Below are 16,400 nucleotides of genomic sequence, written 5' to 3' on the forward strand. Positions count from 1 at the left end.
CCGAGTCACTCACAGTCACGGACGCTGGCGATCGATCCGTCGCGATCGCGAGCCGCGACGGTCGATCCGCAACGAGCCGACTCGAGCAGAAGGTTGATTTCCGATCCCAGCAAAACCCCGACCAATGAGCGGTCCCGACCCGGGTAGTTCCGACGACGAGCGAACCGACGGCGGTAGCGGTCCTCGCCGCGGCTCGAGCGACCAGAACGGTCGGTCGCCCGACGCACCGGCCGCAGGCGGGGACGAGTCCGGCGCCGACGTCACCATCGAGGACGACGGCATCGTCCGCTGGTTTCTGCGCACCGACGAGGAAACGATCGTGCTCGCGCGAGACGTCGTGAGCAGCGTCGCCATCGTCGCCGTCATCGGACTCCTGCTGTTCGCGGTCAGCGGCATCTGGCCGCCGCTGGTCGCCGTCGAGAGCGAGAGCATGGTCCCGAATATGCAGAAGGGTGATCTGATCTTCATCACCGATTCCGATCGGTTCGTCGGCGACAACCCGGTCGAGGGAACCGGCGTCGTCACGCTCGAGCGGGCCCAGGAAACCGGCTACGAGAAGTTCAACCGACCCGGTGATGTCATCATCTTCAAACCAGACGGCAGCGAGTACGAGACGCCGGTGATACACCGCGCGCACTTCTGGGTCGAGGAGGGCGAGAACTGGGTCGACACCAAGGCCGACGAAGAGATCACCGGCGGGGTAACCTGCGAGCAGGTGCGGACCTGCCCCGCGCCCCACGACGGCTTCGTCACGAAGGGCGACAACAACGACGGCTACGACCAGTTCGGCAATAGCGTCAGTACCGTCGTCAAGCCCGAGTGGGTCACCGGGAAGGCGACGTTCCGGGTCCCGTGGCTCGGCCACATCCGGCTGGCGTTCGATAAGCTGTTCAGCGGGACAATCGCGCCGTCGCCGACGGTCTGGGACGCGGGACTGGACCCCGCCTCGCCGCAGCTCACCAGTGGACCGAACGGACCGACTGCCGTCGACGGAGTCAGCGCCGGCGCTGGCGTCGGCGCGGGAACCGGAATCGCAGCCGGGACCGCCGCGGCCGCGATCGGTCGCTCTCGTCGGTAACAGTCCGTCGAGTCTCGTTCGCCCTGCGTTGCCCACTCCTTCTACTCGAACGGATCCGAACGGATCGCGAGAGAACTCGATACTCGAGCGGCAAACGAATTCCTCGAGAGGCAACAGATACGTCGAGAGAGACGGCTCCGATCAGTCGTCACTCGAGCCGTCCGTCGTCACCTCGAGCCGCAGCGAGTCGCCGTCGTGGAGTTCGGTCTCGGTCGGGTCGACGTCCTCCCCGTTGACGGCGAACGCGATGTCGGTCCCGTCGTCGCGTCCGTCGTAGACCGTCCCGTCGACGGTGACGACGTGGTTTCCGTCCGCTCGTTCGTAGGCGAAGTGGGGGAGGAGATCGATCCCTTCCGCGAACGTCACCCGGTCCCCCTCCATGTACCAGTGTTCGTGGCCCTCGTGGAGGTGAAAATCCATGGACGAGTTGTCGGCGTTCTCGGCCTGAAACCGGGGCGCCTCGAGATCGATCGGCTCGCCGTCAACGGTGACTTCGATGGTGCCGCGCTCGTAGTCGTGCTCCTGAGAGCCGATCACGTCGGAGAGACAGCCGGCAAGCGAGCCGAGGCCGACCGCCCCGGTCGCGGCGAGGACCGCTCGTCGGTTCATGTCCGAGCGAAGACAGGCCTCGTATATCCGTCCTTCGTTGGTTCCGAGCGGCTCGCAACGATCACACGCCGGACAAGGAAAACGAAAACGAGCACGACTCGATCCGGCGCCGATCCGAGCGTGACTCTCGAGGCGGTGGGGAGCAAGCAGTCAGTTCTCGAACCGCGCCTGGACGAACGGCTGGATGTCGTCGATATCGGAGAGGCGAGAGTCCGAAAGCAGGACGGCTTCGGTCTCCTCGAGCGGCACCGAGAGGCTGATCTCCTTCGTGCGGCCGTAGCGGCCCTTCGAGACGACGACGGCGTTGACGATCCCGAGCATGTCGAGTTCGCTGATGAGGTCCGTCACCCGGCGCTGGGTGAGCACGTCGGCGTCGATCTCCTCGCAGAGGCGCTTGTAGATGTTGAACACCTCGCCGGTGTTGATGCTGTGGACGCCGTTTTTCTCGAGCAGGATGATCGCGAAGAGGACGAGTTTCGACTGCGTGGGGAGCGTGCGGACGACCTCGACGACCCGATCGAGTTCGATCTTGTCCTGAGCCTGCCGGACGTGCTCCTCGACGATCGTCTCGGCCTGGGAGCGCTCGGCGAGTTCGCCCGCGGTCCGCAGGAGATCGAGCGCGCGGCGCGCGTCGCCGTGTTCCTGGGCCGCGAACGCGGCACAGAGGGGGATCACGTCCTCGGAGAGTGCGCCGTCCTTGAACGCGACGTCCGAGCGGTGCTCCAAGATGTCCCGCAACTGGTTCGCGTCGTAGGGTGGAAAGACGATCTCCTCCTCACCCAGCGAGGACTTGACCCGGGGATCGAGGAAGTCGGTGAACTTCAGGTCGTTCGAGATGCCGATGATCGAGACCCGGGAGTTCTCGAGTTCGGAGTTCATCCGCGAGAGGTTATAGAGGGTGTCGTCGCCGCTTTTCTCGACGAGTTTGTCGATCTCGTCTAACATGATGACGACCACCCGCTCGTCGTAATCGACGGCGTCGAAGAAGACGTTGTAGACGCGGTCGGTCGGCCAGCCGGTCATCGGGACGTCCTCGAACGAGTCCTTGTCCTCCTCGAGCGAGTCGATTCGGTCCTCGATCTCGGTTACGGAGTCGAACGGAGTCGATGCGAGGGGGTGAGACGGTTCGGCGTCGCCATCGGCCGTGGCACCGGACTCTCCCGCGGTGTCGCCATCCGAATACCCCTCCGTTTCAACTGGAAATTCGCTTGACGTGTCACGATTATCGTCTCCAGTCGAAACGTCGGATTCAGATGCGTCGGCGAATTCGTCCGGATAGTCGAAATGCTCCGACCCATCGGCGGACGGGGCCGCTCCGTCCTCGTACTCCTCGACGGCCTCGAGCAGGTCCTCGAGCGAGTCGATTCGTTCGTCGATCCGCTCTTTGTTCTTCTCGATGAATTTGTTCGCGAGTTGCGCGAGCACGCGATACTGCGTGTCCGTTACCTCGCAGTTGATGTACTCGACGTCGCAGGGGACGCTGTACTTCTGGGAGGTGCTCTCGAGTTCCTTGCTGACGAACTTCGCGCTGGCGGTCTTGCCGGTTCCCGTTTTGCCGTAGATGAGGATGTTAGACGGCGTCTCGCCACGAAGTGCGGCGACCAGGATCGTCGCCATCTTGTTGATCTGGTCGCTCCGGTGGGGGAGTTCGTGGGGCGTGTAGGACGGTCGAAGGACCTCCTTGTTCTCGAAGATCGGTTCGCCGCTCAGCAGGTCGTCGAACAGCCCCTGTTTGGGTTCGTCGTCGCCGAGCTCGGTATCGCCGAAGTCCGTCGAAAACCCGTGCGTATCGTCGCCCTCGACGTCGTTCGAGCCCGTGAATTCAGTATCGTCATCTGACATCCGTCGTACAGTCACCCCCTTGTTTCAGGTGGAAATCCGAACCCGAGATCAGGAATTTAGTGAGGTAGACGGGCCGTAGGTAGCCATCTACTATTCCAGCAACCCGGTCCGGGTCCAGTTGATGCAAACGAAACAGAGGAAGACCGTTGTATTAAATTCTTCCCTTCGATTCACGGCGGTAATCGAGACTGGACTCGCTTCCGGTGTCATAGTCCGGGATTAGGATGTCCCGCTGCTGTGCCTGCGTGGCTAATAGTAGATTATTGATTAGGTGGGCGGTGAATGTTCCAGCACATCGTTCTGGAAGCCGAGGGACTGGACGATATGCTATCGTCGAACAGTGTCCGGAAAGAGAGGACAGGTTTCTGATAGATACTGCGGCGTGATATCGTGGACCGTGATCAACTCGAGAGATCGGTGGCGATCGCCGGAAGCCCCCCACCCCTTCGTTTCGGGTGGAACTGTCTGAAGAGGGGGTGGGAGGGGAGCGGGTGCCTCTAGAAGGGGAAGCTTTAGGTCGGTGGCTGGAAAACAATATCCGAACGACTAGCAAATATAGAGTTTTACTAGGGATGTTGTAGTCTGTTACTAGTTACAACTAGATTCTCTGTCTAGAGCGCCTCGAGTTACTAGAACCGCCGATTCCATCCGATTCCGTCCGGAGACGTCCTCTCTTTTCGGTTCGCCTCGAAAGAAAGGGGTTCGTTCGACCGGTCGAGCTGTTCCAGACCACCACTCCTTCGACACTCTCCAGTTGAAACGAAGGGGTGGGGGAGCACGGCCGAATCGGGTTAACACTTCCCGTGAGACTTCATACCTATCTGGATATTGGGAGACATACTTTCACATCCTTCCTGATAACTCACTATTGTTGGTTTATGGATATGTCTGACATAAGCTTAAGTGAATTCAGTCAGTAGTACGCTCAGATGCACCCCGCGGTGCTGGAGGGCCCTACAGATGGGACTGTTCACAGAACTCAAAGATAGTATCTCTCGGGTTACGGACCGCCTGTTCTCAGAACAGGAACCCAAACGTATCGGTATCTACGGTCCGCCGAACGCCGGCAAGACGACGCTCGCAAACCGAATCGCACGGGACTGGACCGGTGACGCCGTCGGTACGGAAAGTCACGTTCCACACGAAACGCGACGCGCACGCAGGAAAGAAAACGTCGAGATCGAGCGCGACGGGAAGAAGGTGACCATCGACATCGTCGACACGCCCGGCGTGACGACGAAGGTCGACTACGAGGAGTTCACCGACGAGATGGACGAAGACGACGCGATCCGTCGCTCCCGCGAGGCCACGGAGGGCGTCGCCGAAGCCATGCACTGGCTTCGCGAGGACGTCGACGGCGTCATCTACGTCTTGGATAGCGCCGAGGATCCGATCACGCAGGTCAACACGATGTTGATCGGCATTATCGAATCCCGCGATCTCCCCGTTCTTATCTTCGCCAACAAGATCGACCTCGACGAGTCGAGCGTCAAGCGTATCGAGGACGCCTTCCCGCAGCACAAGACGATCCCGCTGTCGGCGAAGGAAGGCGACAACATGGACGAAGTCTACGACAATATCGCGGAGTACTTCGGGTGAGTTGCCATGCCTAAAGCAACCAACACCGACGACGCTGACGGTCCCGACGACGGCGTCCAGATCGACCTGATCAGCGGCGAGCGCATGCAGGATATGGCGACGATGGAGAAGATCCGGATGATCTTGGACGGCGTTCACGACGGGAACATCGTCATCCTCGAGGAGGGACTGACCCCCGACGAGGAGAGTCGGCTCATCGAGGTCACGATGTCCGAGATCAGTCCGGACGAGTTCAACGGGATCGAGATCGAAACGTATCCGAAGTCGGGGACGCGCGACTCCTCGCTGCTCGGCCGGATCATGGGCGGCGACGAGCCGGACGCGAAGCTGACGGTGATCGGACCGGCCAACCAGATCGAAACGCTGCACAAGGACGAAACGCTGATCAGCGCGCTCGTGTCTCGAAACTAAAATGCCACACCAATGTACGAACTGCGGCCGCACGTTCCCCGACGGCTCCAAGGAGATGCTGTCGGGGTGTCCCGACTGCGGCGGGAACAAGTTCCAGTTTACGCCGTCGGGATCCGGGTCGGGAACGGGATCGGGATCCAGCGGCGGATCGGCCGCAGCCGGGTCGTCCGACGCGGCCGCCGGTTCCGCGTCCGCCTCGAGCGCCGCGGACGGTCCTGATGCCGGCTCCGGTCACGACGCCGCGCCGGAGACCGACGACGAGAGCGTCGCCTCGCGAGCCGCAGACACAGTACGAGACCTGATGTCGCCGGATTCGGCGTCTGCAGCCGACTCGCGTTCGACCCCTAACACGGGCGCCGAGACGGGGTCGGGGACGGAGGCGGAACCGGACGAGATGGCCTCCGAACGATCGTGGCCGAAAACAGCAACCGAAGACGCACGCGGCGGCGCCGATGACGCATCGGACGAACCGGAGGGGTTCACGGAGTGGCCCGAGACGGCGCGCCGACCCGAAGACCGGGACGGCAACGCGGGGACCGCCCCCGCGGACACCGAGTCCGAGGACTCGAGCGTCGACCGGCGAAAGCCGACCGCGACGCTCGCCGACAGCGAGAACACCGCCCAGGCCGACGCGCGAAGCGACGTCGTCTCCTCGACGGAACTCCCCTCGCACACCGACCGTGACGATCTTCGCAACCGGACCGCGTCCCAGTCCGTCGACTCGAGCGCGACCGACCGCAATTCCGACGCCGATTCCGGCACCGCGGACACCAGCGAGTCCGGCGCGTCCGTCGATGCAAGCGCGTCCACTGATTCGACGGCCGTTCCTGACTCCAACACGGACTCGGCGGTCGAACCCGCCGTCGACGAACCGACTGCCGGCGATACGGTCGCGGAGGCTGGCTCCGGTTCTGATTCCAGCGGCGACGACCAGCCGCCGTCTCACGGCCGGGTCGTCAGCGAACCCTCCGGCGACGAACCGTCGATGGAGGAGCTTCGCGAGGAGCTGAACAAGCAGTTCGAGAGCATCAAGATCGTCAGCCCCGGACAGTACGAACTCAACCTGATGGAGCTGTACAACCGCGAGGAGTACATCATCTCCCTGCAGGAGGACGGTCGATACGTGATCGACGTCCCCGATTCGTGGCGCGAGGCCGACGAGTAACGGTTCTCTCGATCGATTCTACCGCCGACCGGTACCGACGCCGAGACAGATGGATTTAAGCGACGGGCGTGATAGCTCTCGACTATGAGCACCGCAACCAAGGTCGTCCTCACTACGGTCGGTATCTCGGCACTGCTTGCAATCCTGCTGGTCTTCCAGACCGTCCTCGCCTGAGCCGAGCCCCGATGTTCGAGGCTCGCGAACTCTCGCCGCCGGTCGAGGCCGTTCGAGAGTCCCAGGCACCCGAAACGAAGGTCTTCGACTGCGAGCGCGATTTCGAGACGCTCCCGCCGGCGCTGGCCGAGGATCTGGGCCTCGTCGTCGACGCGCTCGAGCCGGCGACGTATCCCGCGTCGTGGCTCCCCGACGACGCACCGACGCTGCTGGCCCGGTACGCGAGCTCGGATCTGACCATCGGCATGCCGGGCGACGGAAGCATCGTCTGGACGCGCCAGACCGAGCCGCCGGTCGTGCTGGTCAAGCCGCGCGTCGAGGGGACGCCCGAGCCGTTCCTGAACTTCCTGCTCGCGGAGGCGTTCGTCGAACTGGGACTCGGGGTGCCCGAACACTTCATCGGCTTCTTCGAGGACACCTACTCGGATCTCGATCGGGCGGTCGACCTCGACCCGAACGGGACCTACCAGGTCGCCGCGGCGCTGTTCGACGGCTGGGTCGGACTCCAGACCCGCGAGGTCTTCGCGGACTGGCACGCGGAGAACCCCGACCTCGCCGACGCGTGGCAGGACGCGGGCACGCGCCTCGAGGATCGGGTCTCGGAACTGCCGCGTGCGGTCGCCCGCGGCGAGACGGACTTCGCGGACGCGACGGAACTGGCGTGTGCGGCGATCAAACACGCGATCGAACTGCCGGCGCCGTTCGCCGCGCTCGATACGGACGCCTACCGCGACCACGGTCCCGAGTACGCGGTTCGGTGGGCCGAGAAGACGTTCGACTCGCTCGCGGAGTAGGCCTCGAGCCTCGAGTCTCGAGGGTCGTCGGCCGACCGTGAACAACGTTTACTACCCCCGCCACGTAGCCCCGGCTATGCGGGGGAGAGATACGGTACCACGGCGCACGGTTGTCGGCCTGGTGGGGTCCACGGCGGCGGCCGCTGCGGGCTGTCTCGGCCAGCGGGACGAGTCGGTCGACGACGCCGGCGAGGCTGAACTCGCCTCCGACGAGGATGCGGGCGCGAACGAAACCCCATCGACCGACTGGGAATCGATCGACGAAATACGCCTCGAGACCGACATCACGGTCTGGACGGGCGCCGAGCCGGCGGGAATTGCGGGCGAGTCGAATCCGACGCTCGTGCTCGTCGCCGGTCGGGAGTACGCGATCACGTGGGAGAATACGGACGGGTTCCGGCACAACCTCGAACTCCGGGACGGGGACGATGCGGTCGTGGACGGCTACGCGACCGAGTCGGCGGCGACCGAGGGAGCGACCCGGACCCTCACGTTCGAGGCGACGCCGGCGATGGCGGCGTACGTCTGCGAACCGCACGAACCGACGATGCGCGGCGACCTCGAGATTCGCGAGGCGTAACAGTTGCCGGCGGATTGTTTTTCGAGTGGGTATCGTTGCTCTGTGGGCTGCCGAGAACTGAGAACGGAACCGAGAGACGCGAGACCGCGGACCTAGAAGTCGGCGTCGATGCTGCCGTCCTCGTCCAGATCGATCACGCCCTCGAACAGCGAGCGGAACTGATCGACGATTTCGGGATCGTGGGGTTCCTCGGAGACGTGGAAGAGACCGACTGCGTCGTACTCCTCGAGCAGATCGAGGATCCGTTCGACCGCCTCGATCGCCGCCTCGTCGCCGGCGTAGTAGGCGAGTTCGGTGACGGAGTCGAAACTGAGGCGGAGTTTGCCGTCGTTGTCGGCGAGGAAGCTCTCGATCTGGTTGACGATACCGTCGATATCGTCGGGCGCGGCGACGTAGTGGACGGCGTCGCTCTTGCGACGGGAGTAGCCGCGTTCGATAGAGAGCGTGTCGAGGATCTCGGCGCACTCCTCGTCGACGTCGTAGTACTCGAGTTTCTGTCTGACTTCGCGGGCCGTCGTTCGCGTGGAGATGACGAGGAAGTGGTCCGTGTCGGTTTTGAGAAAGTCGGTGTCGATGCGGTCCGTCTCGCCGGTGCTCGGGTGGAGTAAGAGAATTCCCGTCCCACCCGTAATCGTCTCCGGCGTCCCGTCGATCTCGAGCGTGTACTCCATTCTGGCGTCAACAACTTTCGGGACCGACTTAATAGTGCGGATGTGTCGGCCGCGCCGGTGCTTGGTGGTTCGCTAGCGGTCGAGACGCGACGCGCGATCACCGTACTCTCGACTCGAGGAGCCGGTCTCCGAAGCAAGGGGACGAGAGGTCGAGGCAGCGAGTGCTGTCCGTTCGACCGAGAGCCGATGCCCACGGTGTGTCGGTCGACCGCAACCTCTCCACCCATCTATTTTTAGGCCACCCTAAAGAAGCTGTCGGTCGGTCCGCCAGTACAGTCCAGTCCGGTCGGCGCAGTGTGGACGTGACGCTGCGTTCATGCTCCGAACCGTCCCGTGGGGATCAAGCCCACCGTTTCGACTCGAGTCGCTCCCAGCGTCGAAAGCCGAACGGGTTTTGGCCGCGGAGACGGACTATCGCGTATGAGCGTACGCGAGGAGTTCGACGCGTGGGCAACGAGCGGCCGCGACCGCGGCATGGAGGAGCGCCACTGGCACACCGCCAAGCACGCGCTCGCGCGGATGCCGGTCGAACCCGGCGACACCGTGCTCGATCTCGGCTGCGGCAGCGGGTACGCCGGCCGCGCCCTGCGGGACAACAAGGACGCGGGCCGGGTCTACGGCCTCGACGGCTCGCCGGAGATGGCGCGCAACGCCGCCAGCTATACCGACGACCCCGAGGTCGGGTACCTCGTCGGCGACTTCGACTCGCTTCCCTTCGCGGACGACTCGATCGACCACATTTGGAGCATGGAGGCCTTCTACTACGCCGCCGATCCGCACAACACGCTCCGGGAGGTCGCCCGGATTCTCCGCCCCGGCGGCACCTTCTACTGCGCCGTCAACTACTACGAGGAAAACGTCCACTCCCACGAGTGGCAGGAGAACATCTCCGTCGAGATGACCCGCTGGGACCGCGGGCAGTACCGCGAAGCCTTCCGCGAGGCCGGCCTCCACGTCGCCGAGCAGGACAACATTCCCGACCGCGAAATCACGATCCCCAGCGAGGCCGAGTTCCCGACCGAAGACTGGAACACCCGCGACGACATGGTCGAGCGCTACCGCGAGTACGGGACGCTGCTGACCGTCGGCGTCGCGCCCTAATCTCGTCGCGACACGCGCTTCCTTCTCCTCTCGAGTTCGGTTTCGCGTCGCCCCTCGAGTTCGACTCGAGTACGGACGGTTCCAGCGCTAACCCCTTGGCTTCGACTCGAATCGCCGCGTTACCGGTCTGTGACCCGGCTTTCCCGCCCGTTGTTCGACCCGAAACGCTCCGATGGTACTCTGAACTCCGGCTGTAACTGACTATTCGAACCGTTCGCCCGCCGCGATCGCCACCTCGAGCCAGTTCTCTTCGGGCGGCAGCGGGCAGTCGAAGGTCTCGCTGTAGGCGCAGAAGGGGGTGTACGCGAGGTTGAAATCGAGGACGATCTCGTCGCCCGTCTCGAGGTCCCGATCCGGCGCCAGTTCCATGTACCGACCGCCCTCGTAGCTCTGCTGGCCGGTCGTCTTGTCCCGGAACGGGATGAACAACTGCTCCTCGTTCGGGTTCTCGAGTCGGTAGGCCGCCAGCTCGTAGGTGCCGTCGGCGAGGTCCTCGTCGTCGCGCGCTAAGTCGAACTCGAGGGTCGCCACGCGGAGGTAGCGCATCTCGCGGCCCGCGGTGGTGTCCATGCGGACGACCTCGGGGTCGTCGTGGACCGTCGCGGTCGCGGTGACGCGGTAGTCCGGATCCGGCTCGAAGTAGTCGAGCCCGTCGAAGTCGTCGCGTTCGTCCGGCGGAATCGGCGACTGCGGGTGCTCGGCGAAGAACTCGTCCTTCTCGGCGCGTTTCGACTCGAGTTCGTCGCGCCACTGGTCGACGTCGACGTCGAACGAATCGCTCATACTCCCCGTAGCCGCCCGGAACGGGAATGGGTTGCGTTTCGATCGACGCGCTGTCGCAAACTGCAGGGTAAAAACGAGGGTCGTCGAGATCGGAAGCGCGAGCGGGAGTGAGAGTGAGAGTGGTTACTCCGTGATCGTCAGGACGCCATTTTTTGCGGAGACGTCGCTCGCTTCCGGCGGAAGTTCGAACTCGAACTGCTCGCCGTCTGTCACGATGAGTGCAGTGTCACCGACGATGTCGATCGACACGTCGCCGGCGTCGCTTCCGAAATCCACCGCGATGACGCTCGTGTCGTCGTACTCGACGGTACGGACGATCGCACCGTGGCGGTCGGCGTTTCGGAGTGATTCGGGAACGTTCACACTCTTTCTTGGGGCCTTGGACTTATAAGGGACGCGCCGGCAGTGGCTACCCGATTCGGTGCGTCAGTCCTCTCGAGCGTCCGCTTCTGGCCTCTTCGAGCCGACGCCGTGGTGTCACCTCGAGCGACGTCGTTCCGTCAACTCGAGTCGGCGGTGTTCGGTCGCTCTCGTCGCCCCAGTATTGATGTCGTATCGACACGTCATCAGGAGTACGAATGCCCTTCGGAGCGATCGATCGTCGGCCACTCGTCGTCTACCTCGTCGCGCTCGCGGCGCTCGCGAGCGGGTTCGTGCTCGTCTCGCGGCTCGCCGGCGTGAGCATGATCCTCCTCGCGCCGGCCTACATGTTCACGCCGCTGCTGGCCGGCATCGTGACCTGTGTTTCCGGCGCGCTGTCGTTCGAGCGCGCGGGGCTGCGACTGCCGCGCGGACGATTCCGCTGGCTCGCGGTCGCCGCGGTCGTCCCGCTCGCGTTCATACTGGTCGGCACCGCCCTCGCCTTGGCCCTGCCAGGGACCGAGTTCGTCCCCGACGCGAATCCGACCACCGGCGCGGGGACGTCGTTCGAACAGCCCGAAACGACGGAAGCCGGCCCGTCGCTTCCCGGGTGGCCGGTGAACCTCCTCATCATGCTCGTCGTCGCGGTCGTCGCCGGCGCGACGATCAACGCCGTCTTCGCGTTCGGCGAGGAGTTCGGCTGGCGCGGCGTCCTCCAGACCGCGCTCGCGCCGCTCGGCTTCTGGCGGGCCTCGGCCGTCGTCGGCTTCCTCTGGGGTGTGTGGCACGCGCCGATCGTCATCGAGGGGTACAACTTCCCGAACAATCCGGTCGTCGGCGTCGGCGTGATGACCGTCGCCTGCGTCGCGATGGCGCCGGTTTACACCTACATCACGCTGGCCGCCCGGTCGGTCCTGGCGCCGGCGATCTTCCACGGCACGTTCAACGCCTTCGCCGCGACGATGCTCGTGTTCCCGCAGGGCGGCTCCGAACTGGTCGTCAACCCCGTCGGCGGGCTCGGCATCCTCGTGTTCGGACTCGCCGCGGTCGCGATCGCCGTCGTCGGAACGCCGCCCCTCGAGCCCGACTGGGCGCTTCCGGCCGACGCTGGGGCGACCGGAGCGTCGTCGGCTCGGGACGCCGAGTCCCCGGCTTCCGACATCACCGGCGGGGACGAGAGGTAGCGCGCTGTTCTCACCGATCATCCGTCCGCCGAGCGCGCCCGTCCCTTTATCACTGAAGGCGCGACGAATGCGGTCCGTCAACCCTATGGCCGACCGCTCCCGAGTAGGCGAAGACACAGCATGACGGACTGGCGCTCGATCTTCGGTCACACCGAGCCCTACGAGCCGCAGGTCGACGGCATCGAGACCGCGATCGAGGCCGCTCGAGACGGCGGCTACACGGTCATCGAAGGGGCCTGCGGCACCGGGAAGACGATGATCGCGCTCACGGCGGGGATCGACCTCGTGCGCGACCCCGATACCGACTACGAGCGCGTCTTCGTGCTCACGAGCGTCAAGCAACAACTGCGCCAGTTCGAGGAAGATCTCGAGACGATCAACGAAAATCTCCCCGACGACTGGCGACCGGTCTCCGGACTCACCCTCGTCGGGAAGGCCGACGTCTGTCCCTACAACCGCGAGAAGACGGCGGGGTTCGACGACGGCACCGTCTACGACCGCTGCGAGACGCTGCGGGACCGCACCCGCGACCTGGTCGGCGAAGGCGGCGACACGACCGCCCAGAACCTCGCGGCGCGGGCCCGCAGCCAGCAGATCGGGCTGGCCGACAGCGGCAGTCGGGGCGGGACCGCGAACTACCTCGAGACCGCCGGCGAGCCGACCCCTTATCCGCCGGACCTCCCCGAGTACGGCGAGGGCGGCCCCGTCGGCGCCGAAACCGAGTACTGCCCGTTCTACGCCCAGTATCTCGAGGATCTGCCCGAAGAAGATAGCGAGGGCGACGCCGCCGAAGCGGTCCCCTACGACTTCACGACGGCGGGGATGATCACCCCCGAGGACCTCGTCGCGCGCTCCGTCACGCACGGCACCTGCCCGCACTCGGTGATGGGCGCTGCACTGGGCCACGTCGAGGTCGTCATCGGCAACTACTACCACGCGTTCGATCCGACGACGACCGGCTCATTCACCGGCGCTCTGCTGGACGACTCGACGTTCGTCGTCTGCGACGAAGCGCACATGCTCGAGCCGCGCGTGCGCGATCTGGTCAGCGACGGGGTAGCCGACGCCACCTTGCGGGACGCCGAAACCGAACTCTCGCGGGTCATCCAGCCGATCAAATTCGAGCGCGAGGGCCGCACCGCCGAGGGCGGCTCGAAGACCGCCGACGCCGACCTCGTCCGGAGCGAACTCAACGACAGCGACGTCACCTACGACGAACTGAACCGGACCCTCGAGTTCATCCGCGACTTGCGCGGCGAACTCGACCGTCGCGTCACGGCGCATCTCGACCGGAAACACAGGGGGTGGCAGTCGAACCTCACCGACCTCGAGGACGCCGAGATCCCACTGCGCGATCCGGGCGAACCCGCGGAGGACGAACTCTCCGCGTGGGCGCGCGAGGCCGGGTACAGCGACGCCGACTGGGTCCGCGCCGAGGCCGTCGGCGCCGTCGTCGCGCGCATCTTGAACGAAGCCGAGGACGAGGATCGGACCCGCGCCGCCCCCGCCGTCGGCCGCGTCCTCGGCGAGTGGTACCGCCGCGACCACACCGACTACTTCCGCGAGATCGAACTCGAGCGCACCTGGAACGAGACCGAACCCGCCGACTCGTGGCGCCGGGCCTACACTGCTCGGATCGCCCTGCACAACTGCGTCCCCAGCGACGCCATCGGCGACCGCCTCGCGAAGTTCGGCGGGGGCATCCTCATGAGCGCGACCCTCGAGCCGATGGACGCCTTCACCGAGGTCACGGGCCTGCAGTACGTAGAGCGCGAGGAAGAGCGACCGGTCGTCGAACGCCGCTACGGGCTGCACTTCCCCGCGGAGAACCGCGAGAGCTTCGCGGTCGCCGCGCCGAAGTTCACCTACGACAACCGGGGCCATCCCGGTGAAGAGAACCCGACGCGCCGGCAGTACGCTAACGCAATCGCGAAGATCGCCCGCGTCTCGGGTAACGTCCTCGTCGGGATGCCCAGCTACGCCGAAGCGGAGTGGGCCGCCGGCGTGCTCGAGGACCGCGTTTCCAAACCGATCCTGCTCGACGCCTCGACCGACGACGAGGCGACCGAATCGCTCAAAAGCGAGTTCTTCGCCGGCGACGGGAAGGTGCTCGTGACCAGCCTCCGCGGGACGCTGACCGAGGGCGTCGACTACAGCGGCGACCGCCTCGCCGCCGCCGTGGTCTGTGGCGTTCCGATCGTCAACACCTCGAGTCCCCGTACCGAGGCCGTCCGTCGCGCCTACGACGACGCGTTCGGCGACGGCTTCACCTACGCGCTCACCATTCCCGCCGTGCGGAAGGCCCGGCAGGCGATCGGGCGCGTGATCCGCTCGCCGGAGGACGTCGGCGTGCGCGTCCTGCTGGACGAGCGCTACGCCCGCGATAGCTGGGATTCGGTGCGGGAGTTTCTCCCGGAGGACAGCGAATTCCAGCCCGTCAGCCCCGACATGCTCGATGTCGGCCTCGAGCGGTTCCGGTCGCGTCTCGAGTCGGATTCATCGCCGTAGCGCCGCGATTTCGTCCGTCCCCCGCGTCGTGCGACGATTCAGTTCCGTTCGGGCGTTCGGGTCCGCTCCCGGTCGCCGGTGCTCGTTCCGGCTCTTCTGGCCCCTGTCGACCCCTCGACGTCGGTCGCCAGTCGTTCCTCGAGGCGCCGCTCGAACTCGTCCTCGGTGAGTTCGCCGCTCTCGTACTTCGCTTTCAGGTCGCCGAACGGATCTATGTCGTCGGGATCGGTCGGTGAACGGGTTGACCCGCGATCGATATCGGTTTCAGCGCCGGCGGTGATCGATTCCGTCGCCTGTGCGCCGGTCCCGCTGCCGACCGGGTACTCGGCCGTCGAATCGAGGTTCCCGATGAGCGAGAGGTAGATCGGCCAGAGGGTGAGAAGCGAGAGGAGCACCATCGGTAGCCCGAACGCGAGCAACACGGGCGTCCAGAACAGCGCGGCGAGTGACAGTCCCCAGCGCGGAATCTCGAACAGTACCAGCGCCAGCAGCCAGAGCCCGAACGTTCCTGAGGGCGCGCCGAGAAGGAATCGGCCCAGCGCGCCGTCGGGCGTGTAGCGTTCGACGAGCGCGTGCACCCGGCGCCCCAGCGAGGCTGACCCGGGCAGTGAGCGACGACTGTCCATAGTGTTGGTTCGAATACACGACACATAACTGTAGCGCTACTGAACGGTCGGTCCCCGATCAGGAGAGTTCGACCGCGCGGCGCTCGAGAACGCGCTCTCTGATACCGCTGCTCGAGAGGATCTCGTCGTCGGACTCGAGCGGACTCGCCCGCTCGACGCGGCAGTCGATGCCCCACTCGGCGAGCATGGCTGCAACGTCGTCCTCGTCGTGGTGCTGGTCGTAGCCCAGCACGAGCACGTCGGGATCGATCGCCGAGATCGGCACCGAGAAATCCTCGGGGTGGCCGAGCCGGGCGTGATCGACGGCCTCGAGCGCGGCGACGGTGTCCCGGCGCTGCGCGTCCGGCAGGACGGGGTCGGGTTTGTGCGCGATGTTCTCCGCGCGGGCGACGATGACGTGGAGTTCGTCGCCCGCCGCGGCCGCTTCCTCGAGGTAGTGGACGTGGCCGGGGTGGAGAAGGTCGAAGGTGCCCTGGGCGACGACGCGCGTGGGCTCGTCGCCGCTCTCGTCGGCGGCTGCTGACTCCGCCGCCCGGTCGCGGTCGTCGTCGGTCACTCGGACCACCCCACGGTGATGGTCGTCGTCGTGTTCGTCTCCGTGTACAGTGAGTACAGCAGGACGGCGAAGCCGCCGGCCGTGAACGAACTCTGGATCGCGACGCCGAGCGCGACGCTGCGCAGCAGGTGCGCGACGCCGCCGAGGACGGAGCCCGCTACGATGATCGCGAAGCCGGCGGCGACGGCCCGCAGCGCCGGCGACCCGGTGCGGCGGAACGCCCGGTAGGCGAGCATCGCGACGGCGCCGCCGGTCACGAGCGTCGCCGCGTTACTCGCCGCGATGAAGAGCGCGTAGTCGGTCATGGGTTTCCGTAACGACGGCTCGTGCGGGGGCCGTCCATCCGAATCGGTCGATCG

At 65.3% G+C, this 16,400-nt stretch carries 18 protein-coding genes; 10 read left to right on the forward strand and 8 right to left on the reverse strand.

Features of this window, described 5'->3' with window-relative positions; translation table 11 throughout:
- The first annotated feature begins 124 nt into the window (after positions 1-124).
- A complete protein-coding gene (locus ATJ93_RS16390; protein ID WP_120245713.1) occupies positions 125-1,078 on the forward strand; it encodes a S24/S26 family peptidase in 954 nt (317 codons plus the stop codon).
- A 141-nt stretch (positions 1,079-1,219) separates the two neighbouring features.
- On the opposite strand, the gene ATJ93_RS16395 is transcribed toward ATJ93_RS16390, so the two are convergent.
- The gene (locus ATJ93_RS16395; protein ID WP_120245714.1) at positions 1,220-1,687 is read right to left on the reverse strand and encodes a hypothetical protein; all 468 of its coding nucleotides are present in this window, start codon (positions 1,685-1,687) and stop codon (positions 1,220-1,222) included.
- A 150-nt stretch (positions 1,688-1,837) separates the two neighbouring features.
- A complete protein-coding gene (locus ATJ93_RS16400; protein ID WP_120245715.1) occupies positions 1,838-3,529 on the reverse strand; it encodes a Cdc6/Cdc18 family protein in 1,692 nt (563 codons plus the stop codon).
- A 960-nt stretch (positions 3,530-4,489) separates the two neighbouring features.
- Between ATJ93_RS16400 and ATJ93_RS16405 the strand changes: the two genes are divergently transcribed.
- The 6 genes from ATJ93_RS16405 to ATJ93_RS16425 all read left to right on the forward strand — a co-directional run bounded on the left by ATJ93_RS16405 (position 4,490) and on the right by ATJ93_RS16425 (position 8,252).
- Positions 4,490-5,128 (forward strand): Era-like GTP-binding protein, encoded by a 639-nt coding sequence (locus tag ATJ93_RS16405; protein ID WP_120245716.1) that lies wholly within the window; start codon positions 4,490-4,492, stop codon positions 5,126-5,128.
- A gap of 6 nt (positions 5,129-5,134) precedes the next feature.
- On the forward strand, positions 5,135-5,539 hold the full coding sequence (locus ATJ93_RS16410) for a DUF2073 domain-containing protein (protein ID WP_120245717.1): 405 nt from the start codon (positions 5,135-5,137) through the stop codon (positions 5,537-5,539).
- 1 nt (position 5,540) lies between these two features.
- Positions 5,541-6,704 carry an OapC/ArvC family zinc-ribbon domain-containing protein gene (locus ATJ93_RS16415; protein ID WP_120245718.1) on the forward strand — a complete coding sequence of 388 codons (1,164 nt, stop codon included), beginning with the start codon at positions 5,541-5,543 and terminating at the stop codon, positions 6,702-6,704.
- 84 nt (positions 6,705-6,788) lie between these two features.
- Complete coding sequence (locus ATJ93_RS24680) at positions 6,789-6,878, forward strand: hypothetical protein (RefSeq protein WP_449271600.1); 90 nt, start codon at positions 6,789-6,791, stop codon at positions 6,876-6,878.
- A gap of 11 nt (positions 6,879-6,889) precedes the next feature.
- Complete coding sequence (locus ATJ93_RS16420; protein WP_120245719.1) at positions 6,890-7,672, forward strand: DUF7089 family protein; 783 nt, start codon at positions 6,890-6,892, stop codon at positions 7,670-7,672.
- Positions 7,673-7,748: 76 nt separating this feature from the next.
- Positions 7,749-8,252 (forward strand): cupredoxin domain-containing protein, encoded by a 504-nt coding sequence (locus ATJ93_RS16425; RefSeq protein WP_120245720.1) that lies wholly within the window; start codon positions 7,749-7,751, stop codon positions 8,250-8,252.
- A 92-nt stretch (positions 8,253-8,344) separates the two neighbouring features.
- On the opposite strand, the gene ATJ93_RS16430 is transcribed toward ATJ93_RS16425, so the two are convergent.
- A complete protein-coding gene (locus ATJ93_RS16430; RefSeq protein WP_120245721.1) occupies positions 8,345-8,923 on the reverse strand; it encodes a DUF7090 family protein in 579 nt (192 codons plus the stop codon).
- Between the two features lie 420 nt (positions 8,924-9,343).
- Between ATJ93_RS16430 and ATJ93_RS16435 the strand changes: the two genes are divergently transcribed.
- On the forward strand, positions 9,344-10,024 hold the full coding sequence (locus tag ATJ93_RS16435; protein WP_120245722.1) for a class I SAM-dependent methyltransferase: 681 nt from the start codon (positions 9,344-9,346) through the stop codon (positions 10,022-10,024).
- 201 nt (positions 10,025-10,225) lie between these two features.
- Here the strand turns inward: ATJ93_RS16435 and ATJ93_RS16440 are convergent, their stop codons facing one another.
- Both ATJ93_RS16440 and ATJ93_RS16445 read right to left on the reverse strand, forming a co-directional pair.
- Complete coding sequence (locus ATJ93_RS16440) at positions 10,226-10,807, reverse strand: DUF1684 domain-containing protein (RefSeq protein WP_120245723.1); 582 nt, start codon at positions 10,805-10,807, stop codon at positions 10,226-10,228.
- Between the two features lie 123 nt (positions 10,808-10,930).
- Positions 10,931-11,170, reverse strand: a complete 240-nt coding sequence (locus ATJ93_RS16445) for a DUF7127 family protein (RefSeq protein WP_120245724.1) — start codon at positions 11,168-11,170, stop codon at positions 10,931-10,933.
- Between the two features lie 215 nt (positions 11,171-11,385).
- Between ATJ93_RS16445 and ATJ93_RS16450 the strand changes: the two genes are divergently transcribed.
- The gene (locus ATJ93_RS16450; protein WP_120245725.1) at positions 11,386-12,351 is read left to right on the forward strand and encodes a CPBP family intramembrane glutamic endopeptidase; all 966 of its coding nucleotides are present in this window, start codon (positions 11,386-11,388) and stop codon (positions 12,349-12,351) included.
- A 120-nt stretch (positions 12,352-12,471) separates the two neighbouring features.
- A complete protein-coding gene (locus ATJ93_RS16455) occupies positions 12,472-14,859 on the forward strand; it encodes an ATP-dependent DNA helicase (RefSeq protein ID WP_120245726.1) in 2,388 nt (795 codons plus the stop codon).
- 38 nt (positions 14,860-14,897) lie between these two features.
- On the opposite strand, the gene ATJ93_RS16460 is transcribed toward ATJ93_RS16455, so the two are convergent.
- Genes ATJ93_RS16460 through ATJ93_RS16470 form a run of 3 tightly spaced genes read right to left on the reverse strand, consistent with a single transcriptional unit; the run spans position 14,898 to position 16,346 of the window.
- Positions 14,898-15,485 carry an SHOCT domain-containing protein gene (locus ATJ93_RS16460; protein WP_211334077.1) on the reverse strand — a complete coding sequence of 196 codons (588 nt, stop codon included), beginning with the start codon at positions 15,483-15,485 and terminating at the stop codon, positions 14,898-14,900.
- Positions 15,486-15,543: 58 nt separating this feature from the next.
- Positions 15,544-16,041, reverse strand: coding sequence for an adenylyltransferase/cytidyltransferase family protein (locus tag ATJ93_RS16465; RefSeq protein WP_120245727.1), 498 nt, complete (start codon positions 16,039-16,041; stop codon positions 15,544-15,546).
- A complete protein-coding gene (locus tag ATJ93_RS16470; protein WP_120245728.1) occupies positions 16,038-16,346 on the reverse strand; it encodes a DUF7521 family protein in 309 nt (102 codons plus the stop codon). The genes ATJ93_RS16465 and ATJ93_RS16470 overlap by 4 nt, the downstream gene beginning before the upstream one ends.
- Positions 16,347-16,400: the final 54 nt, after the last annotated feature.

It is taken from the genome of Halopiger aswanensis (genome assembly GCF_003610195.1).
Taxonomy (GTDB): Archaea; Halobacteriota; Halobacteria; order Halobacteriales; family Natrialbaceae; genus Halopiger; species Halopiger aswanensis.